Source organism: Paenibacillus sp. FSL H3-0457, from assembly GCF_037981725.1.
Lineage (GTDB): Bacteria > Bacillota > Bacilli > Paenibacillales > Paenibacillaceae > Paenibacillus > Paenibacillus amylolyticus.
The window spans coordinates 1540654-1562550 of record NZ_CP150283.1 but is presented as its reverse complement, the minus strand read 5'-3'; the positions used below and the strand labels follow the sequence as shown (position 1 = coordinate 1562550).

Here is a 21897-nt window from a genome sequence, read left to right as displayed (position 1 = left end):
CGCGTGATAATGCATTCTACGATTCAATAATCGATAACAAAGCCATTCTTGTTCAGCAATTTGAACTTTTTTGAACCAAAATGACGATTGTTCGTCAAAAAAAAGGAAATGGCCTTTGGTTCATTGAACCAAAGACCACTTCCTTGATCTATCCGTTGACTATTTTATCTGCCCAGAATTCCGGGACGAGGGGTAACACCAAACGCTTGTGCCAGTGTGGTCAGCTGCTCATCCGTAATTCTCTGCCGGATCTCGTGACCAGCAACCAGCATATACACTTGGGCTGCCTTCTCGATGGTCTCAATCAGACCAAAAGCCTCATCAATCGTTGTACCTGTTCCAAAGATGCCATGTTGCGGCCAGATGACCGCGTGGTATTCTTTCATTTTCTCAGCCGTTTCGCGACCAATCTCGTTCGATCCAGGAATCATCCATGGAATAATGCCAATCCCATCCGGGAATACAACCACACACTCCGTGCACATCTGCCACAGCGTCTTCGTGAATTTTGCTTCATCCAATTCGTGGATAAACGTCATAGCCAATACATGAGTGGCATGGTTGTGCATGACAACCCGGTGGTTCGGGTCCAATTTCAAACGTTCGATATGGCTCATGAAATGTGTAGGCAACTCACTTGTTGGATTCGCGCCCGACTTCAATCCCCAGAGCACTTCCAGCTCCTGTCCATCCTGCGATACACGCAGCAATCCTAGATTGCTCTCCGGATCAGCGAGTACATTTTTGAAATATTTGCCCGATGCGGTCACGATAAAATACTTGCCTGCCAGCTCATGCACCGAAAATGCCGGTTTGATCTTGCGAATCACATGATGGATATCGATATATTGGGCAACTTCCTCTTCCTCCAGCAGATAGCTGACATTACCGCCATTGCGCTCATCCCAGCCATTTTTCCACATATGTTGTGTAATCTCAGCCATCTCACGGACAAATGGGATATGGAAACCTGCAGCCTGCGTTGTTTCATTGCTAAGGGTCACGTTCATGATCAATCTCTCCTTATATTGAAAATCAAATGGCTTGCCACGTACATAGTAAGTTCCTTATTTCACATTCATTATACCTTTGTTTATCTTTGGTAGTCAATAACAAACACAGAAATAAACTTTTATTTACTTTTGTTTAGTTTTGTTTATTTGAAAATAAAACAAAAAAATACCCCACCGGCGCCCGGCGGGGTCAGTCACACATCTATTTAACACGAGAAGGGGTTTACAAGACTTATCTTACCTCTGCTACCTTAATAGAAGCTGAAAGCGAAATAAAAAAAGCATGAAAACATATATCTCCTTGGGACAGAAGATTCAGTTCCTCCTTTTCATTCAGTACATATATCTCTCTGTCCAAACGCTTTTGTGGATTCTAACATATGCTATTCTAGCTTTTCTCAGAAAAAGTCATTCATAAAAAAGGAGTTGGACCTATGGCAGTCCTTTCTACAGGCCCGATCGAGAACAACCTCTCCGGTGGCAGCAGGCCTACACAACAGGTCACCATCAAAATGGTCAACACCGATTCCATCAATACGTCCAATGTACTCATTGAAGGTTATTTCCTGAATGGAACGAGGACCTTATATGTGCTGCAATCCGTTAATCTGACACCCGGGCAAGTCTTCTCTCAAACCTACTATGCCAACCTGGATGGATACGAATATGTATTCACAACGGGTGGAGGCGCAGCTGCATTAACTGAAATTTCAGTGTGGGGAAAAGACAGCGCCGGGCAAATCGTCACCGCACATCGTATTGTTTCGAATGAACTAGTTCTATAAAAAAGAGGAAACCAGATGCCCTCAATCCCTGTCCTTCATTGGTCGGGGGTTTCTTATTTTCGCAGCACATACGATGGATGCTTCTTTCCTGTTGGTTCATAACGTTCATCACCTGTATACTCAAATCCCAGCTTAATCAAGATGTGACGTGACACTTCATTATCCGGATGATGCCCAGCAAACAGTGCATTCACATTCATTGTGTCAAAGGCATAATTAATTACCGCCCGCGCCGCTTCCTGCGCATACCCTTTCCCCCAGTGATCCCGGGTTAGATGAAATCCCAATTCATAGATCTCCTCTTCAGGAGAATACGGACGCAGGCCACAGCAACCGACAAACACCTCGGACTCTTTCTCAAAAAGGGGCCAATATTGCACCCCCGCTTCCTTCTGCCTTTGAATCTCCTGTGTTAATCGCGCTTCTACTTCATCCTCACTCAGAAATCCCTTGCTGCTAATCCATTTGGCAACCTCATGATCGCCCCACAATGCAAACGCCAGCGCACGATCTCCTTCGTTCCAAGTCGCACATTCCAACCGTTCAGTTTCAAATAAGATTGTTCTGTTCATCATCGACTAACCTCCTGTATGCCAACACCAATCTGCGTGCCGCCTATACCTTAAATTAATCGAATGACTGCCAAAGTAAACAAGCCACTTAATTAATTTAAATCTATGTATATCCATAAAAAAGAAAACCCCTGCCGACAAGATGTCCGACAGAGGCCGTTCCAATTCAGTTCACATCAATTACAAATCTGCTACGGCGAATTGAATTGTTCCGGAAGCTGCGCCTCCAAGGTTAGCTAACAAGGCAAACACCAGAACTCCACCTGCAGAAATGGTAAGGCTGCTGTTTACAGGAACAACGTAAGTGACTACTGGTGCATTAACACGTGTGATCACGAGAGATACCGGAAAAGGTCCAAAGTTGTTCACTGTAGCGCTGGCATTTGTGCCTCCAGCCAAATTTTCGTAGTAGGACTTGCCTACTCCGGCAGGAAGGTTGTAATTTTGTATCGGTAAAAGGATGGCCATTGAAATCACCTCCTTTTTGCTTTGATACGGTATTCTATGCTTGAAATCTATTAAAGCAACGGTGAATTACCAGGGTCATAATGTCCAATTTTGATAGACTTCATAGATTGATAGACGAATGTACGCAAAAAAAGCCCCACCGGACCATCCGGTGGAGCCAACTAAGCTTACTTTAATATTACAGGTTTAATTACGCATACAGCATGAAAAAGTTCAGTTCATGGCCCTGCTGCTTGAGATAGTTATACAGCTGCGAACGGTGATGGAATACATGCGTTACCGTTTCAATCTGCCATTGAACCTGCAAGTGACCATGTTCCATATAAAAAGCTTTTGTTGAACGATTCAAAAAGTCGTCTTCGCTCAATCCTTTGATATAAGCTTTGTAGGATTCGAAATTGCTCCATAATGTTGCTTCAAGCTTCTCGATATCCTGGGTCCCCGACAGGCTATTCTCCACCAGCCCAACCTCAGCTTCACCTTTTTCCTGCATAATGGCAAGATCGGATGCGGTAATCTGGATAAAATGATGTACAAGCTCCACCAATGAACGCATATTCTCCTGTGGACGATACGACCAATCCTCCGAACGGATCAAGCGAATTAACGAAGCCCCCGTCCGTACGCCTGTTTCCAACTCATTCAACAAGTGATCCCGAATCTGCAATGTTCCATTCATATATGATGTCTCCCTTATCTTTTATTCTCACGACTTCAGTATAACCGAAGGTGCTACAGATCTATTGTACAAATCGGACAACATTCTGCCATGCTCCCTGGCTGCCGTCAACGGAGTCTCTCCATAAAACTTGCGAAATTGCCGAATTAGATGGGCTTGGTCAAAAAATCCATGATTCTGGGCAAGCATTGCCCAGTCTGCCGTGTTCCCCTGATGAATATCACTCAGCACACGATGAAAACGAACCACCTCACTGAATCGCTTTGGGCTGATTCCGACCCATTCCGAGAACTTGCGATGCAACTGCCGTTCACTAATCACTTCATGCATCGCCAGCTCTTGGACACTCATACGTCCCCCATCGATAAAGATACGGTGAAGCACGTTTTTCATCAGATCGTTCTCCGATGTGCTTGCCTGCACGGGCAACGGACTCAAGTACGCATTCATAACCTCTACTCGCTCTGCAAAATGATTCGTTTCGGCCATCCGTTCCTGAAGCTCGTTCAGCTTCTCCGGCCAACATTCCTGAAGTGTAATTCGCTTATCCGTAAACCACTCCAGAGGCATGCCATGGAAGACATGCGCTCCACCCGGGAAGAACCGGACACCAAAGGTGTAGTCTCCAGCAGGGGAGCCATCATCGGATGGCTCAGGTACAGCGAACGGATGTGTATAATTGCCACAGTAAGCATAGGAGTGCTTTGAACAGACCGGGTCGTATGTAATCAGCATGTCCGTGCAACCATCCGGTAATACCCGGGCAGGTACCGTCATCATCGATCGCTCTGGACCTTCTCTCTTAGCAACATCCGCATGTGTGTTCGGAAGAGATCCTGATTCCCAATAACAGGCCACATAAGCCATCAGACCAGTAGCAGGTACTTTCTCAACATAATAACTGTTAGGGTACGTTCCATTCATCTGAATAGGCTTAAACAACGGGTGCAAACTGTGATCCACAATTCCATCCTCCGGTCACTAGAGTTGGTTACACATTATGTATTCATCTATCATACCACCAACCGCAGAAATGAAGAAAAAAAAGTGCCCTACCGGAGGACAATCCGATAGGGCCAGTCACACATCTATTTAACACGAGAAGGGGTTTACAAGACTTATCTTACCTTCCCAACCTTAATGGAAACTGAAATTGGGATGAAAAGAACATCAATTTTTCTTATAGTGCGTGTTCAAAAAGACCGTTTTTGACAACCTCTTAAAGTGTCTTGATCAGTATGGACGCAATTAACACGGATGCTGTTGTGACCGTTGTGAATCCACCTACCAGCATTGGCGTTAAAATCTCATCGAGGATGGCTTTGCGTTCACTTTCATCACGTCCAACTGAACGGCTTACTTCCTCACAGATAATGTAGTCCCCCGGAAAACCGAATAGTGCAGTCAGTGCCACAGGCAGACCTTTGAGCGGGTCCCATTTGAACAGCTTGGAGCCAACAAATCCACCGATCAGCACCCCGATTACACCGATTGCGATAATGAACAACACTGGAATAATGGAACTAACCACCGCATCAAAAGTGATCGACTCCATACTTGTCATAACGACTACGATCAGACCTATCATGGCAATTCCCGATGTACTTGCTTTATCCAGAATACGAGATGGGAACAGTCCGATCAGATGTCCGAGAACCCCCAGCAACAGAGCCCAGATACTGTAGCTAAGTCCGGTTACATTACCTAGATAAATGGAGAGACTACCCATAATGAACAAGAGCAACAGCAGAATAGGTGCGGTCTGGAATCGCTGCGGAAGGAATGTTTTGGCATTCGCTTCTTTAATGTTCACATGGCCTTCCCCTGCAACCTTGTTCTCAAAAGCGCCCTGCTTCTGCAGTTTCAACGCATATCTGCGCAACATATTGGTTGCAATCGGCATCCCCACGAGGGAATGAATACCCAGAATAACAGCCGGAATTGTAATCAGATGACCCAGATTCATCTCCTGCAACTTCGTGGTTGTGATCAGATAAGAGATAATGCCACCAACAACCGGACTTGATCCGGCAACAGCCGTAGGATAACCATAGAACGGTGATACGATTAACAGGATAAGACCTGTCGCCGTGAGTGATGCGAACAATGAGATCAGTATTGCTTTATATTGGGAACGTATTAATTTCAGCGGTATTAATGTCCCCATGTGTACAATCAGCGGAGCCACCATGAGAGCCCCGAACGCCGTCAGAGCAGAGCTGGATACCACTCCTTTAGGAAATAACCCCGCCCAGTTCAGCAGCAAATATCCGATCAGAATAACAAGCAAGGAAGGAATTCGCGCTTTGGACCAGATCGAAACCAGTTCCCCTATAGCTAAAATAACAAGCAATACTGTGGCGATATATATCGGTTGACTAAACATGGTGGCTTCTCCCCATTCTCTATGTTGTCAGTGCAGTTCAGTAAACGTAGAACCATTTTCTTATTTCAAGCGTTCACCTGATAAATAGACCTGTTCGATATTCTCTATGTTTTCGAGCAGTCCAATATCCGTCAACGGATTCACATTCAGTACCAGCAGATCAGCATCTTTGCCAGGCTCAATCGTACCGATCTCCGCTTCCATCTGCATCGCTCTCGCCGCATCTCTTGTTGCGGCTACGATCGCTTCCATCGGCGTAAATCCAACATCTTCAACAAGCAATCGAAGTTCGAGTGCATTCCCGCCATGCTCAACAGGTGCACACGTGCAGAAGTCTGTCCCTACTGCAATGGTTACGCCTGCCTTACGCGCGATAATCATGTTCTCAATATGCTCCTGATATACACTTTTGGCTTTGCGGATACCAAATTCGGGAACACCGTATTTATGCCCTTCTTTGATGATCCGATGTACAATGGCCAGCGTTGGAACCAGAACCGCCTTTTGATCCAGCATCATGCCAATGCCTTCTTCATCAATGTAAATCCCGTGTTCAATGGTGCGTACTCCCGCTTCCAACGCATTTTTGATCCCCTGTGCACCTTGCGCATGTGCAGCCACATAAGACTGTACCGCTTCCGCTTCATACACGATCGCCTTCAGCTCATCCATGCGGAATTGCGACCAGCGAGGGTCATCTTTCTCCGAAAGTACCCCGCCTGTGGAGCACACTTTAATGAAATCCGCCCCTTCACGGAACTGAGTGCGTGTTGCCTTAATGACTTCCGGAACCCCGTCACACACGGTGAAGATATTCAGTTCCGTTGGAATCATATGGATATCTGCATGTCCACCCGTCTGAGAGAGCATATGACGGGAAGTTTTAATCCGCGGCCCCTTCACCACACCTTCCTTGATCAGATCGCGAATGTATACAGCAACATGGCTACCGACATCCCTGACGGTTGTGAATCCTGCGTTGATCAGCTTCGGCAGATCCTGAAGTGCTCTCCCCATCTGGAGTTCATTGGCCTCCAGCGCCACCGCAGCCATATTCAGATTTTTGGCCCCGTGTACATGGACATGGGCATCGATTAATCCTGGCATCACCGTTTTGCCTGTTACATCAACAAGCTCGGCATGTTCCGGAATTGGAACGGTTGCTTTTGCACCCGCTGCTATGAATTTCCCGTTCTCAACCAGGACCACACTATCGGAAACAGGTTCTCCACCTTGTCCATCAATCAACAATGCACCTACAAAAGCAGTAATTTGACTCATCTGTACTCCACCTCATTTTCAGACTTGGTTGTAAGTTCAACTAAAGAATATTTACACTGACCACTCCGATGACAGAATAACCTTCCGATCGCTGTTATCCCCGGATTTTCCCTTCTCCAAAGGGAAAATCCGGGGATAGCGTATGCTTCCGAAGTAGCTTTCTTGCGAAAGCTTTTAGGCGAACGCTTTGCTTCTTCACGTTATTTCTGTCCTCTCCGTTCTCGTGTAAAAAGTTAAGTTGAACTTAAATATTACGTGTACATGTTCGATTTACAGCTCTACTGTTGTACTACAATGAAATTGTATCGTGTTAAAGTTAATGACATTATATAAGTTGCATATGTATAATGTCATTGTTGATAGCAACAGCATTCTAATATTAATTATGGTGATATACACAATATAAAATATAAATCACACAGCATAGTGAAGATCATGTTATATATGTAAGCATTTTGCCATGTGAACACAAAAGGAGTACGTTTGCTATGATTCATGAAGCGGTTCGCTCATTTATGGTTCAAGTCTTTGGGTCTGTTCCGTACGGAATCTGGATCAAGGATGAATATGATTTCCAGTGGAATAACTGGCTGCGTGAAGGAGAGTTACCTGAATGTACAGATCAAGAACAGATTGAGTCATCCTGGAAGATTCTCAGGTATACGTTTGTTTTTTTGTCTAACATCAACATTCGTGTGGTTATCGATACCCAGAAGCAACTTACCCTGCTACAGAGTGAACGTCTGGAGTCTTTGATTCGGGAAGGACTGCTGAAGCAGCAGATTGAGATGGAACGTGCACACAATGATCGATGGTTGACCGGACTGCGGGAGCTGACCTGTTCCCTGGAGCTGAACGACTTGTTACTCAAAATCATGGAGAATGCGCTCCATGTCATCCCCTCCCTTTCCTGCGGACTGTTCATGATGGTTGATCCGGACTCTGGCAAGATGATTCCTAGAGCCAAAGTCGGTTTTCAGGATAGCGTGTATCAATATCAGGGCGAGCTGGATGAGGGCATTACGGGAAAAGTATACGAGGAAGGCATTGGCCGAATGTATAGCACACCGGATGATGCCTTTAAAGATATGGGCAATGTTAGTCAGGAGAATGCGGATATCATTGTAAGTTCACTGCCTGACGGTATTATGGCAAAAGGACTTATCGCCGTTCCCGTGACAATGAATACTCACAAAATCGGTGTAATGCTGGTATACCAATTTGAACAAAACAGACGATTTGCCCCACATGATCTGAATGTGATGCAGGGATTTGCGGATCAGGCAGCCATTGCCATCTCCAACGCCACCATGTATTCAGAACTGCTGGAAACGAACCGATATCTCGTTAGCCGCAATGAAATTCATAATCAATTCACGGCACTTTCCATTGAACATGTGAGCCTCGGACATATCATTGAGACGGTTGGGTCAATGCTGAAACTTCCCACCTATTATGTGGACATGGCGAGAAATGACTGGTACCCGCTCATCCCGGAAAGTGTCTTGCTAAGTGAGCTCGATATCTATACCGCTCTGGACAGTCAGTTTAACCCCATCACCTTATCCGGTGGAACGGATCATAGCGATTATTACCTCTATCCCATTGTGAACGGATCTCTGGTGCTTGGCTGTTTTGCCATCCAATTAGATCATCCGTTAGGTCAGTTGGATCATGTGATTTTGGAACAAGGCGGAGCTATTGTGATGCTGGAGATGGTGAATACCTACTCACTCACCGAGATGTCCTATCGGAAAAACCATGATTTCTTCAGCGATCTCGTGCAATATAGAGAACCACAGCAGTTGGAGGCACGACTTTCCAGCTTTCAGTTGCCAGCCCATCAGTCCTTGTTCGTCGCTCAATTGCAGCTCTATGGGGAACATCCCGACATGAAAACAACTGAAAATTGGGTGCGCAAGTTGATCGGATTTATCGAAAAGGAGCTGGGCACCCGCGAACATCTATTGTTCAGTGCACATCACAAAATTACGATTTTGGCTGCGGCACCCGAGCCCAAAGTCAGACACTGGATCATCAGCAGGCTGGAAACGGCTGTGGAGAAATGGACCACCTCTAAGACTCCTGCCCTATCTATCGGCATCGGTGGACTGTATCAAGGGCTTGAGTATGTGTCCAAAAGCAATGACGAGGCTACACGCTCATTGTCCTTTTTGCTGAAACAAAACAAAGCGGGCCTGATGCTCTACGAAGAAATCGGGATCAATCGGTTGTTTCTGAACCAGGAACCTTCCGATATCGAGAACTACATTCACGAAATTCTGTCCCCTCTTCAACAGCAAAAATCAGGAGAGCTTGAACTCACACTCAAAACCTACATTGCCGCGAATCGATCTGTGCAAGCCACAGCCGAACGTCTGCATATTCATACCAATACGTTGTACCTGCGCCTGCGCAAAATAGAGGAGATTCTAGGTGTTGATCTGAACGATTCCGAGGGTTGGATGAAGGTGTATCTGGCATGTCATTTAAGTGAAGTGTACTCTGGTGCTCCTACCGCAAGTGGAGCACTAAAATTGTAACTCCATCAATTCAGTCCGTGCAGTTTGCGAAAACGCTCTGGACTCATGCCTGTATGCCTTTTGAACATCGCACAGAAATAACTGGCGTTCTCGTAACCCACCCGATCAGCCACTTCATATATTCGAAGCTCTCTCTCACTGAACATGAGTTGTTTGCTTCGATTGATCCGTTCTTGGTTCACGTAAAATACAGGTCTGGTATGGAGTGCCCTCTGAAACAGCCTGCACAAATATTGGGGAGATACCACAGCCACATCGGCCAGTTCCTTCAGCGACAGTGAACGATCCAGATGCTCTGCGATATAACGCAGCACAGGCTTCAAGCGCTCCAGTTCATCATTATAATTGGCGGATGCGATGAGCAGTGGCTTCAGATCCAGCAGCAGGGCATATAATTGTTTGGAACACTCCACATCGTAATCTGCGTAATCCGTATCACCGCCATTCTCTCCTCTAACCAGAAGTTGCTCCAGGCCACGTAGCAGCGTTGCTGTCCTGAGTCTGCATACGCGTGAACCGGTAATCCCCGCATAAGATAATAACTGGCTAGCCTCTCTCCCCTGAAACGAGACCCAAGCCAGTTCCCAACGGTCACTGATGGGCATATATCGATGCGGAACATCGGGATACAGAAAGAAAACGTCACCCGGTCCGACGATATACTCGTCCTCTTGTATAATCAGTCTCCCCTGACCATGAATAATCTGGTGGATCTGATAATCCGGGAATCCCTCTGGACGCTCAGTTTCATATTGGTGTTCCCAGTAACCAACCGTGGTCATATAGATCGGCAGGCGAGCAGCTTCTTCTGTTTTACCAAAAAAAATCCGGGTATCCATCCAGTACACCACTTTCTTCATCGTTAGTTTCATATTGTGATATATATGGGCAATATTCTTTATTCTCTAAGTCATCATTCAATTCTATAATGACAATATTATAACATTTCAGAAGGAGTTGCTGTTATGCGAAAGAAACTGGTACACACCCCTCCGGCAAATGGATACCCGGAATGGAACAATAATCCCGAGACTTTTCAAGTAAACCGTCTACCCGCACATGCTTCTATGGTAGCGTTTCCATCTATAACAGAAGCATTGTCCAATGATTCCAGCGCATCGCCATGGTACGAATCACTGAATGGTCAGTGGAAGTTTGCCTTTGCGGAGACACCGGAGCAACGGATTACATCCTTTTATGAGAACAACTATGATGCCAGTGACTGGGACGAGATCGCTGTTCCTTCCAACTGGCAGCTACAAGGGTACGATTATCCCCACTATACAAATATGACGTACCCGTGGGTCGAGCGTGAGCCTGAATTGAAGCCACCATTTGCACCTACAACTTATAATCCGGTGGGTTCGTACATCCGCACGTTTACTGTTCCTGCTGACTGGAAAGACCGTCCTGTCCTGCTGCACTTCGAGGGTGTTGAATCCGCCTTTTATGTATGGGTCAACGGGGAACTCGTCGGTTATAGTGAAGACACGTTCACACCCGCAGAATTTGATATCACTTCGTATCTAACGGAAGGTGAGAACAAGCTCGCTGTGGAGGTATATCGCTGGTGTGATGCGAGCTGGCTGGAGAATCAGGATTTCTGGCGGTTAAGCGGCATCTTCCGTGGTGTATACCTGCATTCACCTTCACCGGTTCAGATCGCCGATTTCTTTGTTCGTACTGAACTGGATGACGCGTATCAGGATGCGGAGCTCCTGCTGGATTTGAAATTATTTAATCATAATGCCCCGCAGAACACTGCCGGATTGTCCGTTCAGGCACAGCTCTATGATGCACAACAGCAGACTGTACTGAAGCAACCACTTACTGCGGCCGTTACTTTCCAGGGTGAGGATGAACTTTCATTCAATTTGTCAGCAGAGGTTATCCAACCGCTTCTATGGAGCGCCGAGTCCCCTCATCTGTATACACTTGTGCTGTCCATTCAGGACGAATCAGGCGAAACACTGGAAGCGGTCCGCAGCCGGATCGGATTCCGCAAGTTTGAACTGAAGGACGGCCTGATGCAAATCAATGGCAAACGCATTGTATTTAAAGGCGTCAATCGTCATGAATTTTCCCCGGATAAGGGTCGAGCCATTGGACGGGAAGACATGATTCGTGACATCGAGTTGATGAAGTCCTATAACGTTAACGCCGTGCGCACATCCCATTATCCAAATCAGTCTCTCTGGTACGAACTGTGTGATGAATATGGCCTTTATGTCATTGACGAAACGAATCTGGAAACTCACGGCACCTGGGAATATGAGCAAAAGGAAATGAATGAAAACAATATTCCCGCGAGCAAACCGGAATGGCGTAATAACGTAATAGATCGCTGTAACTCCATGTTCCAGCGGGATAAAAACCATCCGTCCGTCATCATCTGGTCCCTTGGCAATGAATCCTTCGGCGGCGATAACTTCATTGCCATGTACGATTATCTGAAGCAGGTCGATCCAACACGACTCGTTCATTATGAAGGTACCTACCATTATCGCCCTTCCGATTCGGCAAGCGATATTGAATCAACGATGTATATCAGCCCACAAGATGTGGAGCAATACGCGCGCATGAAGGGACCGAAGAAACCTTATATTATCTGCGAATACAGCCATGCCATGGGTAATTCTTGTGGAGGTCTGCATCTGTATTGGGATTTGTTCGATAAATATGATGTGTTGCAGGGTGCATTCATCTGGGACTGGGTTGATCAGTCCATTCGTACCACTACGGCAGACGGTGTAGAATATTTTGCTTATGGTGGCGATTTCGGTGAATCCCCTCATGATGGCAATTTCTGCGGAAACGGACTGATTCTGGCGGATAAGACGGTTACACCGAAGCTGGAAGAAGTGAAGAAATGTTATCAGAACGTTCGTATGGAAACCGTTGATGTCAAAGACGGCCTGCTGCGCATCAAAAACCAGTTCCTGTTCACGGATCTGAGCGAATATTCGCTCGTATGGACAGTAACTCACGATGGCAAATCTGTAGAGAACGGTACGTTGGATATCGCGGTACCTCCTGGCGAATCGGTTGAAGTCCGAATCCCTTATACGCCATCTTCCGATCTGTTCCAGGAAGCGGTGCTGACTGTATCTCTGGTTACAAAAATCGCAACCAAATGGGCAGGAGTAGGTCATGAGATTGCCTGGGATCAGTTCGTGGTATCTCCGCGATTGCGTCCAATCCAACAGGTACACCAAGGGCAAGGCAATACACCGCAGGTACAAGAGCTGCAAGATGAATTGAAAGTGACTACAGGCCAAGTCACGTTGAGCTTCAATCCAGCTACTGGCGCGTTAACATCCTATCAGATCAACAATCAGGAGCAATTGCTCGCACCTGTCCGGCCGAATTTTTGGAGAGCCATGACAGACAATGATATGGGGAACCGCCTGAATGAGCGTTCTGCCTTCTGGAGAGATGCTCACGCTACCAGCAGATTAATTCGCTTTGAGCACCATGCAGACGAGCAAGGTATTCTCGTAACGACCGATTATACGTGGGATCAACATCCGGGATGTACGCTGTCCATCACATACCGAATTGATGCGGATGGTGTATTGGAAATCAGTCAAACCCTTATTCCAGGCGTAGGCTTACCTGATCTACCGGAATTTGGTATGCTGCTACAACTGAATAACCGCTTGGATACAATCTCTTGGTACGGCAGAGGCCCGCATGATAATTATGCAGACCGTCTGACCAGTGCACGTCTCGGTTATTACACAGGTGCGGTTCGAGATCAATTTGTTCCATATCTGAAGCCACAAGAGTGTGGTAACAAAACGGATGTACGTTTTGCAGAGATTACGTCAGCAGATGGTCAGCTTGGCCTTCATGTTGAAGCCACTATACCCTTTGAAATTAATGCGTTGCCGTGGACACCGGAAGAACTGGAAGCAAACGACCATGTGTACAAATTACCTCAGAGCACACAGACTGTCACCCGCATCAATTACAAACAAATGGGTGTTGGCGGAGATGACAGCTGGAGCGCACGTACCCATGTCGAATACACCTTGCCAGCCAACCGCGCGTATCACTTCACCTTTACGGTAAGACCTATATAACATCAAGCAAGCACTGCTGGCAGCATGCCGGCAGTGCTTTTTTTGTTGGGGCAGTGAGTAGTGGGAGTTTGAACTTTGTCATGGGAACATTATAATGAATGAGGTGCAAGAAAGATTCGTACCAGCTATTACTCTATTACGAGGTGAGACTTTGCAATATTTGTTTACCACTCTCTTCATTCTTGGATTTATCGCTTTTTTGGGATTTGTTGTTGGGATGATCTTATCTATTCGCAAAGGTGATAGGTTGCCAATCAGATATATTTTTCTAACGACAGCCTGTTTTGCGATTGCTTCAATAGGTTTGTATGGGATGCTGAATTTATCTTCGAACTCTACTCAGTCTGAACTTGATCAGACCCCTTCATCCCAGATTAAACTTTCTGGCCTCCACATGACTGCCGATGAATTTAAAAACAAGTTTAATGGCGCCGTAGGCAAATACCGACTGAATGGGTTGAGTATTACCCGCTTGAATATACAAGACTCTTCCGAGCAGGGCACTGGCACTTTCGAGTATGTATTCAATGACGAATTACGCTTGGTTGGTGCAGTGAATGCAGATGAGAGCATACAGGAAGTCAGGTTGTACGGAACTGGTGATACGCGTAAACCAACAGGTGGAATTTTTCTAACTGCTATCGCCACACTCATTCTCACAACCAATAGTGAGTACACCTATAACGATGCACAAGATGTCATCCAGGATATCGGTCTATTGGATCGTGATGTGAATCAGTCTGATTTTGATGGAGCGACTATTCGCAACGGATTAGAATATCGCTTCAGCGTACAGGATTCTGAGCACTCTACTTTTGAAATAACTGTTGCGAGATAAGATGCGATTGTGCAAAAAGGCCGCTCCATGAAGGAACGGCCTATCGTGTGATATGTACTTTTTTTGGATAATTCAGTAGTCACAGTCTCTGATCTAACATTTTCCTATTTTATGGATTAGTAAGCCAAAAAATTAAAGTAATCACTATACAAAAAAGCGAGACAGGGTAAAGTATCCATTTACTGATCTTATCTTTGTATGTGACAATCCAACAAACAATGCATATCCAGGCGATTAATAGTTGCCATAAGTCCAATGATGAACACCTCCCGCATGCGAGAGTTACTCAAAAGTTACTATCTCGCTCTGATTGTTCCAACTCATTTTAAAGGTAATTGGATCTTTCGTTTTCTCCGCCTCAGTAGCCGTTCCCGACATACTGAACGGTACCCCTTGTTCCTCAAGCGCCTTCCCCTGTTGTTTTATATTATTGCCGGTAAGGTCAAACACAAAATCCTTTATGCGCTTTTCATCACCTATATAAGTAATACTATAGCTCCCTGTTGATCTCTGTAGAGAAACATCCCAGTTATCGCTCTTTCCGTGTAACCTATCATCCGCACCACAAGCTGAGACAATAGATACAAGCACTATAACACAAAGAATCATTGGCAGTTTAAATAATTTCATAAAATCCCTCCTTTTAGGAATATACCCAAAAATGTGAGTTGTGATATCCGCTAATCATCCCTAGCATCTATTTTAGTATAATGTGTCTTACCTTTGAATGATAAGATTAACGATTCTCTGAGCATCGTATTTAACCCATCCCAACAGTGCTGAACCCCGTGATGTTTGCCAAGGTAGCCCTACAAAGTACAGTCCAGCAACCGGTGATACGCCTCTCTCGTGTATAATTACACCTTGGGCATCAAAAGCAGTATTGATATCGATCCAACTATCATTTCGCTTAAACCCAGTCGCCCAGATAATATTGTCTATTCGTGTCTCACTACCATCCTCATATAGGATGCGGTCATCTATTGCATTAATGGCACGTGGGCGCAGGTTAACTTTTCCCTGGGTCATCAATTCTTTTAACTCATAGCCATATACGTACTCAGGCTGATTTCTCAACCATTTTCCAACCATACGATCTGCACTTGCACGTAATATTCCGAGCTTTTCAAAATACCAGAATATACTTCGTTTATTAATATGCAAAGGCCTAAAGGTAATATTTCGAGCTATGGATATGTATACGGTTTGTTGTTCATCTGATGTCAACTCTACGGCGATTTGGGCACCTGAATTCCCTCCGCCTACAACTACTGTTGTTCCAGGAAGCAATTGAGAGATATTTTTATATTCTGATGAGTGAAGCTGAATCACATGCTCGGATAATGCTTTCGCAAAATGAGGAACATTTTTGGTCTGGAAAGGCCCCGTGGCAACGATAATATTGCGCGCTTCAATCGTTCCATCATTAGTTTCAGCATAGTACACCTCATCTTGCTTCGTGAGACGAGAGATTAAACAGTTTAACTTTATTGGAAGATCCATTTTTTTAGCGTAACTTTCAAAATAATCTGCAATTTCATCTTTGCTTGGCAAGCTATTTTTATCTCCACTAAGCGGCATTCCCGGTAAGCCATCATACATTCGTGGGGTGAAAAGACGCAAGGAATCGTACCGTTTACGCCAAGATTCTCCGATAGATGAAGCAGCGTCAACGATTAAAAAGGTTAACCCCGACTGCTGAAGATAGTAACCTGCTGCCAAGCCTGCTTGTCCAGCTCCGATAACCAATACATCGTACATATGTATCATCTCCAATATCGTCTATATATTAATATATGAGTACTTATTCATATGTTTATTTTACTTAACAACTGTCTGTTTAGCAATAGAAAAACATCACTACTTCCTTTTACAAAATCAGCCATTAAAAAGACTCCCTCACGGGAGCCTTTTAATCATTTCAGTGCAAGTTTCTTATAACTTCTCATGTATGCTACGTGCTAAGTATGATAGGTTGGTTGAATTCTACCTGGTGTATCTATCGATGTCATCGTTCGCAGACTGATGCTCTCTTCTATGGTAATCTTCATGCTGACGAACGTCGTTCTTTAATTTCGCTAAGAAACCCCACCCCATAAAGGCAAGTATAAGCACAGTAATCAGTGCATAAGCAAAGCTATATAGATTCATAAAAAAGTTGATAAATATTGCAGCGAGCATCAAACCCAGTATCCATAATGTCCACTTTGTACCCTTTCTCAAATCATTTCCTCCTCAAGTCGTTACTGATAAGCTCTCTATGTATCACAGTACATACGAAACCATAGGAACGAGGTTTCAATCACAGGGCTTCAAATCTACATTTAGAGCGAATTACCGAATCTTTAATTAACATCAGTTCCAAGAGAAACATCCAATATGCCCGACATCCCTTGCGCAGAAGAGGTACTTACATAATACGAACCCGTCGACAATGCTTTGTCACTATAATATGTATGCTCTTTTCCGTCTGCCGGGACCCTGCCATACAATATTTCAGTTCCACTAGGTGATCCTTCATTGATCGTGAACGTAAAGTGTTTCGAACCCGTGTTTTTAAAACTAACTTTCACATAACTAAACCCTGTTGGAATATCAAACTGATGCGTATTTGTAGTGCCTGCGAAATCCTCATTATTAATTACTGTGAATGTAGTTAATGGAGTATCACTAGCTTCATTTACTTTTACAAATTTTCGTTCGGAATCAGAAGTGAAATTATAGATTAAGATGATAACAGCAGCAGACACTAAACCTGCCACTATCATTTTTCTAATATGTTTCATGATATATGCCCTCCATATCTCATTACTAAAGGAAAAAGGGGGAAATCCCCCACATTGTGACTTTGATTATAAAATACTCAATAATACAAAAACCACTCCTTAATAATTTCTAAGAAGTGGTTTTTGTATTATTTATAATTTCTAGCAGTGGCCGCCTCACAAATTCTTGTCACATCGTAACGAGAATTCACTCTGCCAGGCACATGATGCTTTAAAGGTTTTTACACCTTTATTACATCATGCCGCCCATTCCACCCATACCGCCCATGTCAGGCATTCCGCCGCCAGCACCTGCTGGTTCTGGTTTGTCAGCGATAACTGCTTCAGTAGTCAAGAACATAGCTGCTACGGAAGCCGCGTTTTGCAATGCATAACGAGTTACTTTCGCAGGGTCAACGATACCAGCTTCGATCATGTTAACCCACTCGCCAGTTGCAGCGTTGAAGCCTACGCCTGTTTGTTCTTTTTTCAGACGTTCCACGATTACGGAACCTTCTTCGCCAGCGTTAGCTGCGATTGTGCGGATTGGTGCTTCCAGAGCACGCAGGACGATGTTTACGCCTGTTTGCTCGTCCCCGGACAGAGCTACAGCCGCAACCGCGCTATATACGTTCATGAGCGCTGTACCACCACCGGATACGATACCTTCTTCAACCGCTGCGCGAGTTGCGTTCAGGGCATCTTCGATGCGAAGTTTGCGTTCTTTCAATTCTGTTTCAGTAGCCGCACCAACTTTGATTACTGCTACACCGCCGGACAATTTAGCCAGACGCTCTTGCAGTTTCTCTTTATCGAACTCGGAAGTTGTTTCTTCCAATTGTGTACGGATTTGGCTAACACGTGCATCGATATCGGATTTGTTACCAGCACCGTCAACGATGATTGTGTTTTCTTTTGTTACGCGGATTTGACGAGCTGTACCCAGTTGTTCCACAACAGCGGATTTCAGGTCCAGACCCAGTTCTTCCGTGATCAATTGGCCACCAGTGAGGGCAGCGATGTCTTGCAGCATTGCTTTACGGCGGTCACCGAATCCTGGAGCTTTAACAGCTACAGCATTGAATGTACCACGCAATTTGTTCACAACCAGCATAGCCAGTGCTTCGCCTTCGATATCTTCAGCGATCAATACCAGCGGTTTGCCTTGTTGAACGATTTTCTCAAGCAATGGCAAGATATCTTGCGTGCTGGAGATTTTTTTGTCTGTGATCAAGATGTACGGATTGTCCAAAACAGCTTCCATTTTGTCCGTATCTGTGATCATGTAAGGAGAGATGTATCCACGGTCGAATTGCATACCTTCAACCACTTCAAGTTCTGTAGCGAATCCTTTGGATTCCTCTACTGTGATTACGCCATCTTTACCTACTTTTTCCATAGCTTCAGCGATCAGTTCGCCTACTTCTTCGTCAGCTGCAGAGATTGCTGCAACTTGTGCGATGGATTGTTTGGAATCGATTGGTTTGGAGATGGATTGCAATTCAGCAACCGCAGCTTTAACCGCTTTGTCGATCCCTTTACGGATACCGATTGGGCTAGCGCCTGCAGTTACATTTTTCAGACCTTCTGTGATCAGCGCTTGCGCCAATACAGTTGCTGTTGTAGTACCGTCACCGGCAACATCGTTGGTTTTTGTTGCTACTTCTTTAACCAGTTGTGCACCCATGTTCTCGAATGCATCTTCCAGTTCGATTTCTTTAGCAATGGTTACACCATCGTTTGTGATGAGCGGGCTTCCGAATTTTTTCTCCAGAACCACGTTACGGCCTTTAGGACCGAGTGTTACTTTTACTGCATTAGCCAATGCGTCCACACCACGAAGCATGGAGCGACGAGCGTCTTCACTGAATTTAATGTCTTTAGCCATGTTAAGAAAACCTCCCTAGTTTTTGTTGGAAAATGGTCGTGCTATATGGTTCGGTTATCCGATTAAATTTGAATTAGTCGAGAATCGCGTGAATATCGCTTTCTTTCATAATCAAATATTCTTTACCTTCGAATTTGATTTCTGTACCGGCATATTTGGAGAAAATAACGCGATCTCCTTCTTTCACTTCCAGAGCTACACGTACGCCGTCTTTCAATACTCCAGCACCAACTGCAATGATTCTACCCTCTTGCGGTTTTTCTTTGGCGGAGTCCGGGAGTACGATCCCGAAAGAAGTTGTTTGTTCTTGCTCCAGTGGTTCTACCAATACGCGTTCACCTAAAGGTCTGATCATGAAAAATAGCCTCCTTTTGAAATTATATAACGTTACATTGTAGGTTGTAGCCATATGTATTAGCACTCGACAGTGTTCAGTGCTAACAACCAACTTTATGATACTCAACTTGAAGCATGATTTCAAGTCCTTTTGACGAATTCCTGCGAGAATTTACGTTGAATTTACATAATCATAGCCAAATTACACCCGCTGTGCCTGGTTCTATGTTGCAATTCACTAATCTTATTCTACGAAATTGTTTAACCCTTCTGCAACGTTACAGTCCCTTCCCCATTGTATCCATTGTTGAACATAATATGCCTGCTTGTCCTGTCGTGTTGGTCGGCAGTCTACAGAAATAGCCCGGATAAGAACATACCGTCTTTTCCGGGCACATTACAGCTTACCCTCATTCAGCCCGCATGTTTCTTATCCTCGGCACGAACGTAGCGGGATTCGATCTCTTCATCGGCTGCAAGCTGCTTGCGATATACGATTGCGGATAATAACACACTGATCTCATATAACAAGAGCAAGGGAATCATCACCAGAAGGTCGGAAATAAAGTCTGGAGGTGTAATGACCACTGCAATGAAGATCAGAACAAAATAAGAGACTCTGCGCATCTTGCGAAGACGAATTGGATTCAGAATCCGCAGTCCTGTCAGAAACATAATAAGTAAAGGAAGTTCAAATAACAGGGACACAGGCAGCACAATGCCAAACAGGAAGCTGAAATACTGTTTCATCCCATAGGTCTCCACAAGCCCCATCTTCTCCGTTATCGCTGTTGTGAAGGCAAGTGCCATCGGAAAAATAACATAATACGAGAAAGCCATACCTGTCAGAAATAACAGAAACACATAGGGCACATACTTCAGCGTTGCTTTTCGTTCGCGCGGCTTTAGCCCTGGACTAACAAACTTCCAGATCTGATACACCGTAAACGGCAGTGTAATAATAAGTGAGAACAACCCTGCAATCTTCATATAGATGCCAATCCCGTCCCAGAACGAGAAGGCATGTAACACAAAACCTTTTGCCGACTCTGCCTTGGTCAGATATTGGTATACCGGGTCCGCCACAAAAAATCCTGCAATCAGTCCCAGCACAAAAATACTTAATACGTAGATCAGCCGCTTCCGCAGCTCGCTCAGATGTTCCGTAATCGACATTTCTTCCATTTGCTGCGTCATGCCTGCCCCCCATTATTGCCAGCTTAAAATACAAAACCCTTCCGGCAGGAAGGGATTTCTCTTTCATTGCCGTCAAGATTATTCCGGCAGGCGTTTATCAGCAGGCTTGTCTGCAGGTGTGCTCTCAGCCGCCAACGGTTTCGCCTTCTCCTGCTCTTTGCGATTGGACGAGTCATCCTCAGAGATAATCTCGCGAGCGCCCTCTTTGAATTCACGGAAGGTACGCCCAACTGCACGTCCCAGTTCCGGAAGTTTGTTGGGTCCAAACAACAACAATGCAATCACGGCCAGCAAAATAAAGCCCGTTGGTCCAATGGAACTAAACATTGATATTCCTCCTCGTCTCAAGCTTCGAAGATGCGCATACTCGGCCAGATGTTCATAGATGTCTCTGCTGCGTTCTTAATTTAAGCCCATCATACCATAGATGTAACCACTTACATAACCCGCAAAATTCACAAATAAGATAAGAGATGTCACTAGAACAATCTAACACCGGTTCATGGCTAATCGGATATCTTGCCCCAGAGTCCGTGCTCGATTATTGCTTGAACTGACCCGTAACCATCAGCAGCGCTTCCGGAAGCTGATCCATAATGGCCGCCAGATGTTCATGCACACCCTTTGGTGTACCTGGCAGATTAACAATCAGCGTGCGTCCACGAATGCCACATACCCCGCGGAACAGCATTGCAGAACGGTTTTTGCTCATTACACTGTACCGCATGGCCTCTGCCATCCCGGGAACTTCCCGCTCAATTACGCGCCGGGTCGCTTCCGGAGTAATATCACGAATGGCCAGCTCCGTGCCACCGGTAGTCAGCACCAGATCGGCGTGAAAATAATCCGTCATCTCAATCAAAGCCGCAATAATCTCATCGGGTTCATCCGGAACGATACGGTACTCCACGATTTGACCACCCAGCTCTTCTTCCACCAGCTCCCGAATGACTTGTGCACTCGTATCCTCACGTTCCCCGCGGGCTCCTTTGTCACTGGCTGTCAGGATTGCTGTTCTCCACACCATAAAGATCACCCTTCTCCTCTATGAAAATAAATAT

The 21897-nt window shown here is 45.2% G+C and carries 21 protein-coding genes; 4 read left to right on the top strand and 17 right to left on the bottom strand.

Features of this window, described 5'->3' with window-relative positions; translation table 11 throughout:
- Positions 1–164: 164 nt before the first annotated feature.
- A complete protein-coding gene (gene rhaD / locus MHH25_RS06955; protein ID WP_340019572.1) occupies positions 165–1010 on the bottom strand; it encodes a rhamnulose-1-phosphate aldolase in 846 nt (281 codons plus the stop codon).
- A 437-nt stretch (positions 1011–1447) separates the two neighbouring features.
- Between rhaD and MHH25_RS06950 the strand changes: the two genes are divergently transcribed.
- On the top strand, positions 1448–1798 hold the full coding sequence (locus tag MHH25_RS06950; protein WP_340019571.1) for a hypothetical protein: 351 nt from the start codon (positions 1448–1450) through the stop codon (positions 1796–1798).
- A 53-nt stretch (positions 1799–1851) separates the two neighbouring features.
- Here the strand turns inward: MHH25_RS06950 and MHH25_RS06945 are convergent, their stop codons facing one another.
- The 6 genes from MHH25_RS06945 to MHH25_RS06920 all read right to left on the bottom strand — a co-directional run bounded on the left by MHH25_RS06945 (position 1852) and on the right by MHH25_RS06920 (position 7184).
- Complete coding sequence (locus MHH25_RS06945) at positions 1852–2373, bottom strand: GNAT family N-acetyltransferase (RefSeq protein WP_340019570.1); 522 nt, start codon at positions 2371–2373, stop codon at positions 1852–1854.
- A gap of 177 nt (positions 2374–2550) precedes the next feature.
- Complete coding sequence (locus MHH25_RS06940) at positions 2551–2838, bottom strand: hypothetical protein (RefSeq protein WP_036611237.1); 288 nt, start codon at positions 2836–2838, stop codon at positions 2551–2553.
- Between the two features lie 190 nt (positions 2839–3028).
- A complete protein-coding gene (locus tag MHH25_RS06935) occupies positions 3029–3517 on the bottom strand; it encodes a DinB family protein (protein ID WP_340019569.1) in 489 nt (162 codons plus the stop codon).
- 27 nt (positions 3518–3544) lie between these two features.
- Complete coding sequence (locus MHH25_RS06930; RefSeq protein ID WP_340019568.1) at positions 3545–4480, bottom strand: helix-turn-helix domain-containing protein; 936 nt, start codon at positions 4478–4480, stop codon at positions 3545–3547.
- 256 nt (positions 4481–4736) lie between these two features.
- A complete protein-coding gene (locus MHH25_RS06925; protein ID WP_340019567.1) occupies positions 4737–5903 on the bottom strand; it encodes a hypothetical protein in 1167 nt (388 codons plus the stop codon).
- 60 nt (positions 5904–5963) lie between these two features.
- Positions 5964–7184: an amidohydrolase family protein gene (locus tag MHH25_RS06920; RefSeq protein ID WP_282319094.1), complete on the bottom strand. Its 1221-nt coding sequence runs from the start codon at positions 7182–7184 to the stop codon at positions 5964–5966.
- Positions 7185–7672: 488 nt separating this feature from the next.
- Here MHH25_RS06920 and MHH25_RS06915 point away from each other — a divergent pair, with 488 nt between their 5' ends.
- Positions 7673–9727, top strand: coding sequence for a helix-turn-helix domain-containing protein (locus MHH25_RS06915; RefSeq protein WP_282319095.1), 2055 nt, complete (start codon positions 7673–7675; stop codon positions 9725–9727).
- Between the two features lie 5 nt (positions 9728–9732).
- On the opposite strand, the gene MHH25_RS06910 is transcribed toward MHH25_RS06915, so the two are convergent.
- Positions 9733–10587, bottom strand: a complete 855-nt coding sequence (locus tag MHH25_RS06910) for an AraC family transcriptional regulator (RefSeq protein ID WP_235431527.1) — start codon at positions 10585–10587, stop codon at positions 9733–9735.
- 105 nt (positions 10588–10692) lie between these two features.
- Here MHH25_RS06910 and MHH25_RS06905 point away from each other — a divergent pair, with 105 nt between their 5' ends.
- Positions 10693–13812, top strand: coding sequence for a glycoside hydrolase family 2 TIM barrel-domain containing protein (locus MHH25_RS06905; protein ID WP_340019566.1), 3120 nt, complete (start codon positions 10693–10695; stop codon positions 13810–13812).
- 94 nt (positions 13813–13906) lie between these two features.
- On the top strand, positions 13907–14650 hold the full coding sequence (locus MHH25_RS06900) for a hypothetical protein (protein ID WP_340019565.1): 744 nt from the start codon (positions 13907–13909) through the stop codon (positions 14648–14650).
- Positions 14651–14932: 282 nt separating this feature from the next.
- Here MHH25_RS06900 and MHH25_RS06895 read toward each other — a convergent pair whose 3' ends face one another.
- The 9 genes from MHH25_RS06895 to MHH25_RS06855 all read right to left on the bottom strand — a co-directional run bounded on the left by MHH25_RS06895 (position 14933) and on the right by MHH25_RS06855 (position 21863).
- A complete protein-coding gene (locus tag MHH25_RS06895) occupies positions 14933–15280 on the bottom strand; it encodes a hypothetical protein (RefSeq protein ID WP_340019564.1) in 348 nt (115 codons plus the stop codon).
- An 87-nt stretch (positions 15281–15367) separates the two neighbouring features.
- Entirely contained in the window at positions 15368–16420 is a 1053-nt protein-coding gene (locus MHH25_RS06890; RefSeq protein WP_340019563.1) for an NAD(P)/FAD-dependent oxidoreductase, read from the bottom strand.
- Positions 16421–16636: 216 nt separating this feature from the next.
- Positions 16637–16873 carry a hypothetical protein gene (locus MHH25_RS06885; RefSeq protein WP_017690072.1) on the bottom strand — a complete coding sequence of 79 codons (237 nt, stop codon included), beginning with the start codon at positions 16871–16873 and terminating at the stop codon, positions 16637–16639.
- A gap of 122 nt (positions 16874–16995) precedes the next feature.
- Positions 16996–17436 carry a hypothetical protein gene (locus MHH25_RS06880; protein ID WP_076327289.1) on the bottom strand — a complete coding sequence of 147 codons (441 nt, stop codon included), beginning with the start codon at positions 17434–17436 and terminating at the stop codon, positions 16996–16998.
- Positions 17437–17668: 232 nt separating this feature from the next.
- Positions 17669–19303 carry a chaperonin GroEL gene (gene groL, locus MHH25_RS06875; protein WP_017690076.1) on the bottom strand — a complete coding sequence of 545 codons (1635 nt, stop codon included), beginning with the start codon at positions 19301–19303 and terminating at the stop codon, positions 17669–17671.
- 73 nt (positions 19304–19376) lie between these two features.
- Positions 19377–19658: a co-chaperone GroES gene (gene groES, locus MHH25_RS06870; protein ID WP_017690077.1), complete on the bottom strand. Its 282-nt coding sequence runs from the start codon at positions 19656–19658 to the stop codon at positions 19377–19379.
- A 395-nt stretch (positions 19659–20053) separates the two neighbouring features.
- Positions 20054–20836: a twin-arginine translocase subunit TatC gene (tatC, locus tag MHH25_RS06865; RefSeq protein ID WP_017690078.1), complete on the bottom strand. Its 783-nt coding sequence runs from the start codon at positions 20834–20836 to the stop codon at positions 20054–20056.
- Between the two features lie 78 nt (positions 20837–20914).
- Complete coding sequence (tatA, locus tag MHH25_RS06860; protein WP_036668966.1) at positions 20915–21163, bottom strand: twin-arginine translocase TatA/TatE family subunit; 249 nt, start codon at positions 21161–21163, stop codon at positions 20915–20917.
- A 214-nt stretch (positions 21164–21377) separates the two neighbouring features.
- Positions 21378–21863, bottom strand: a complete 486-nt coding sequence (locus MHH25_RS06855) for a MogA/MoaB family molybdenum cofactor biosynthesis protein (RefSeq protein ID WP_017690080.1) — start codon at positions 21861–21863, stop codon at positions 21378–21380.
- Positions 21864–21897: the final 34 nt, after the last annotated feature.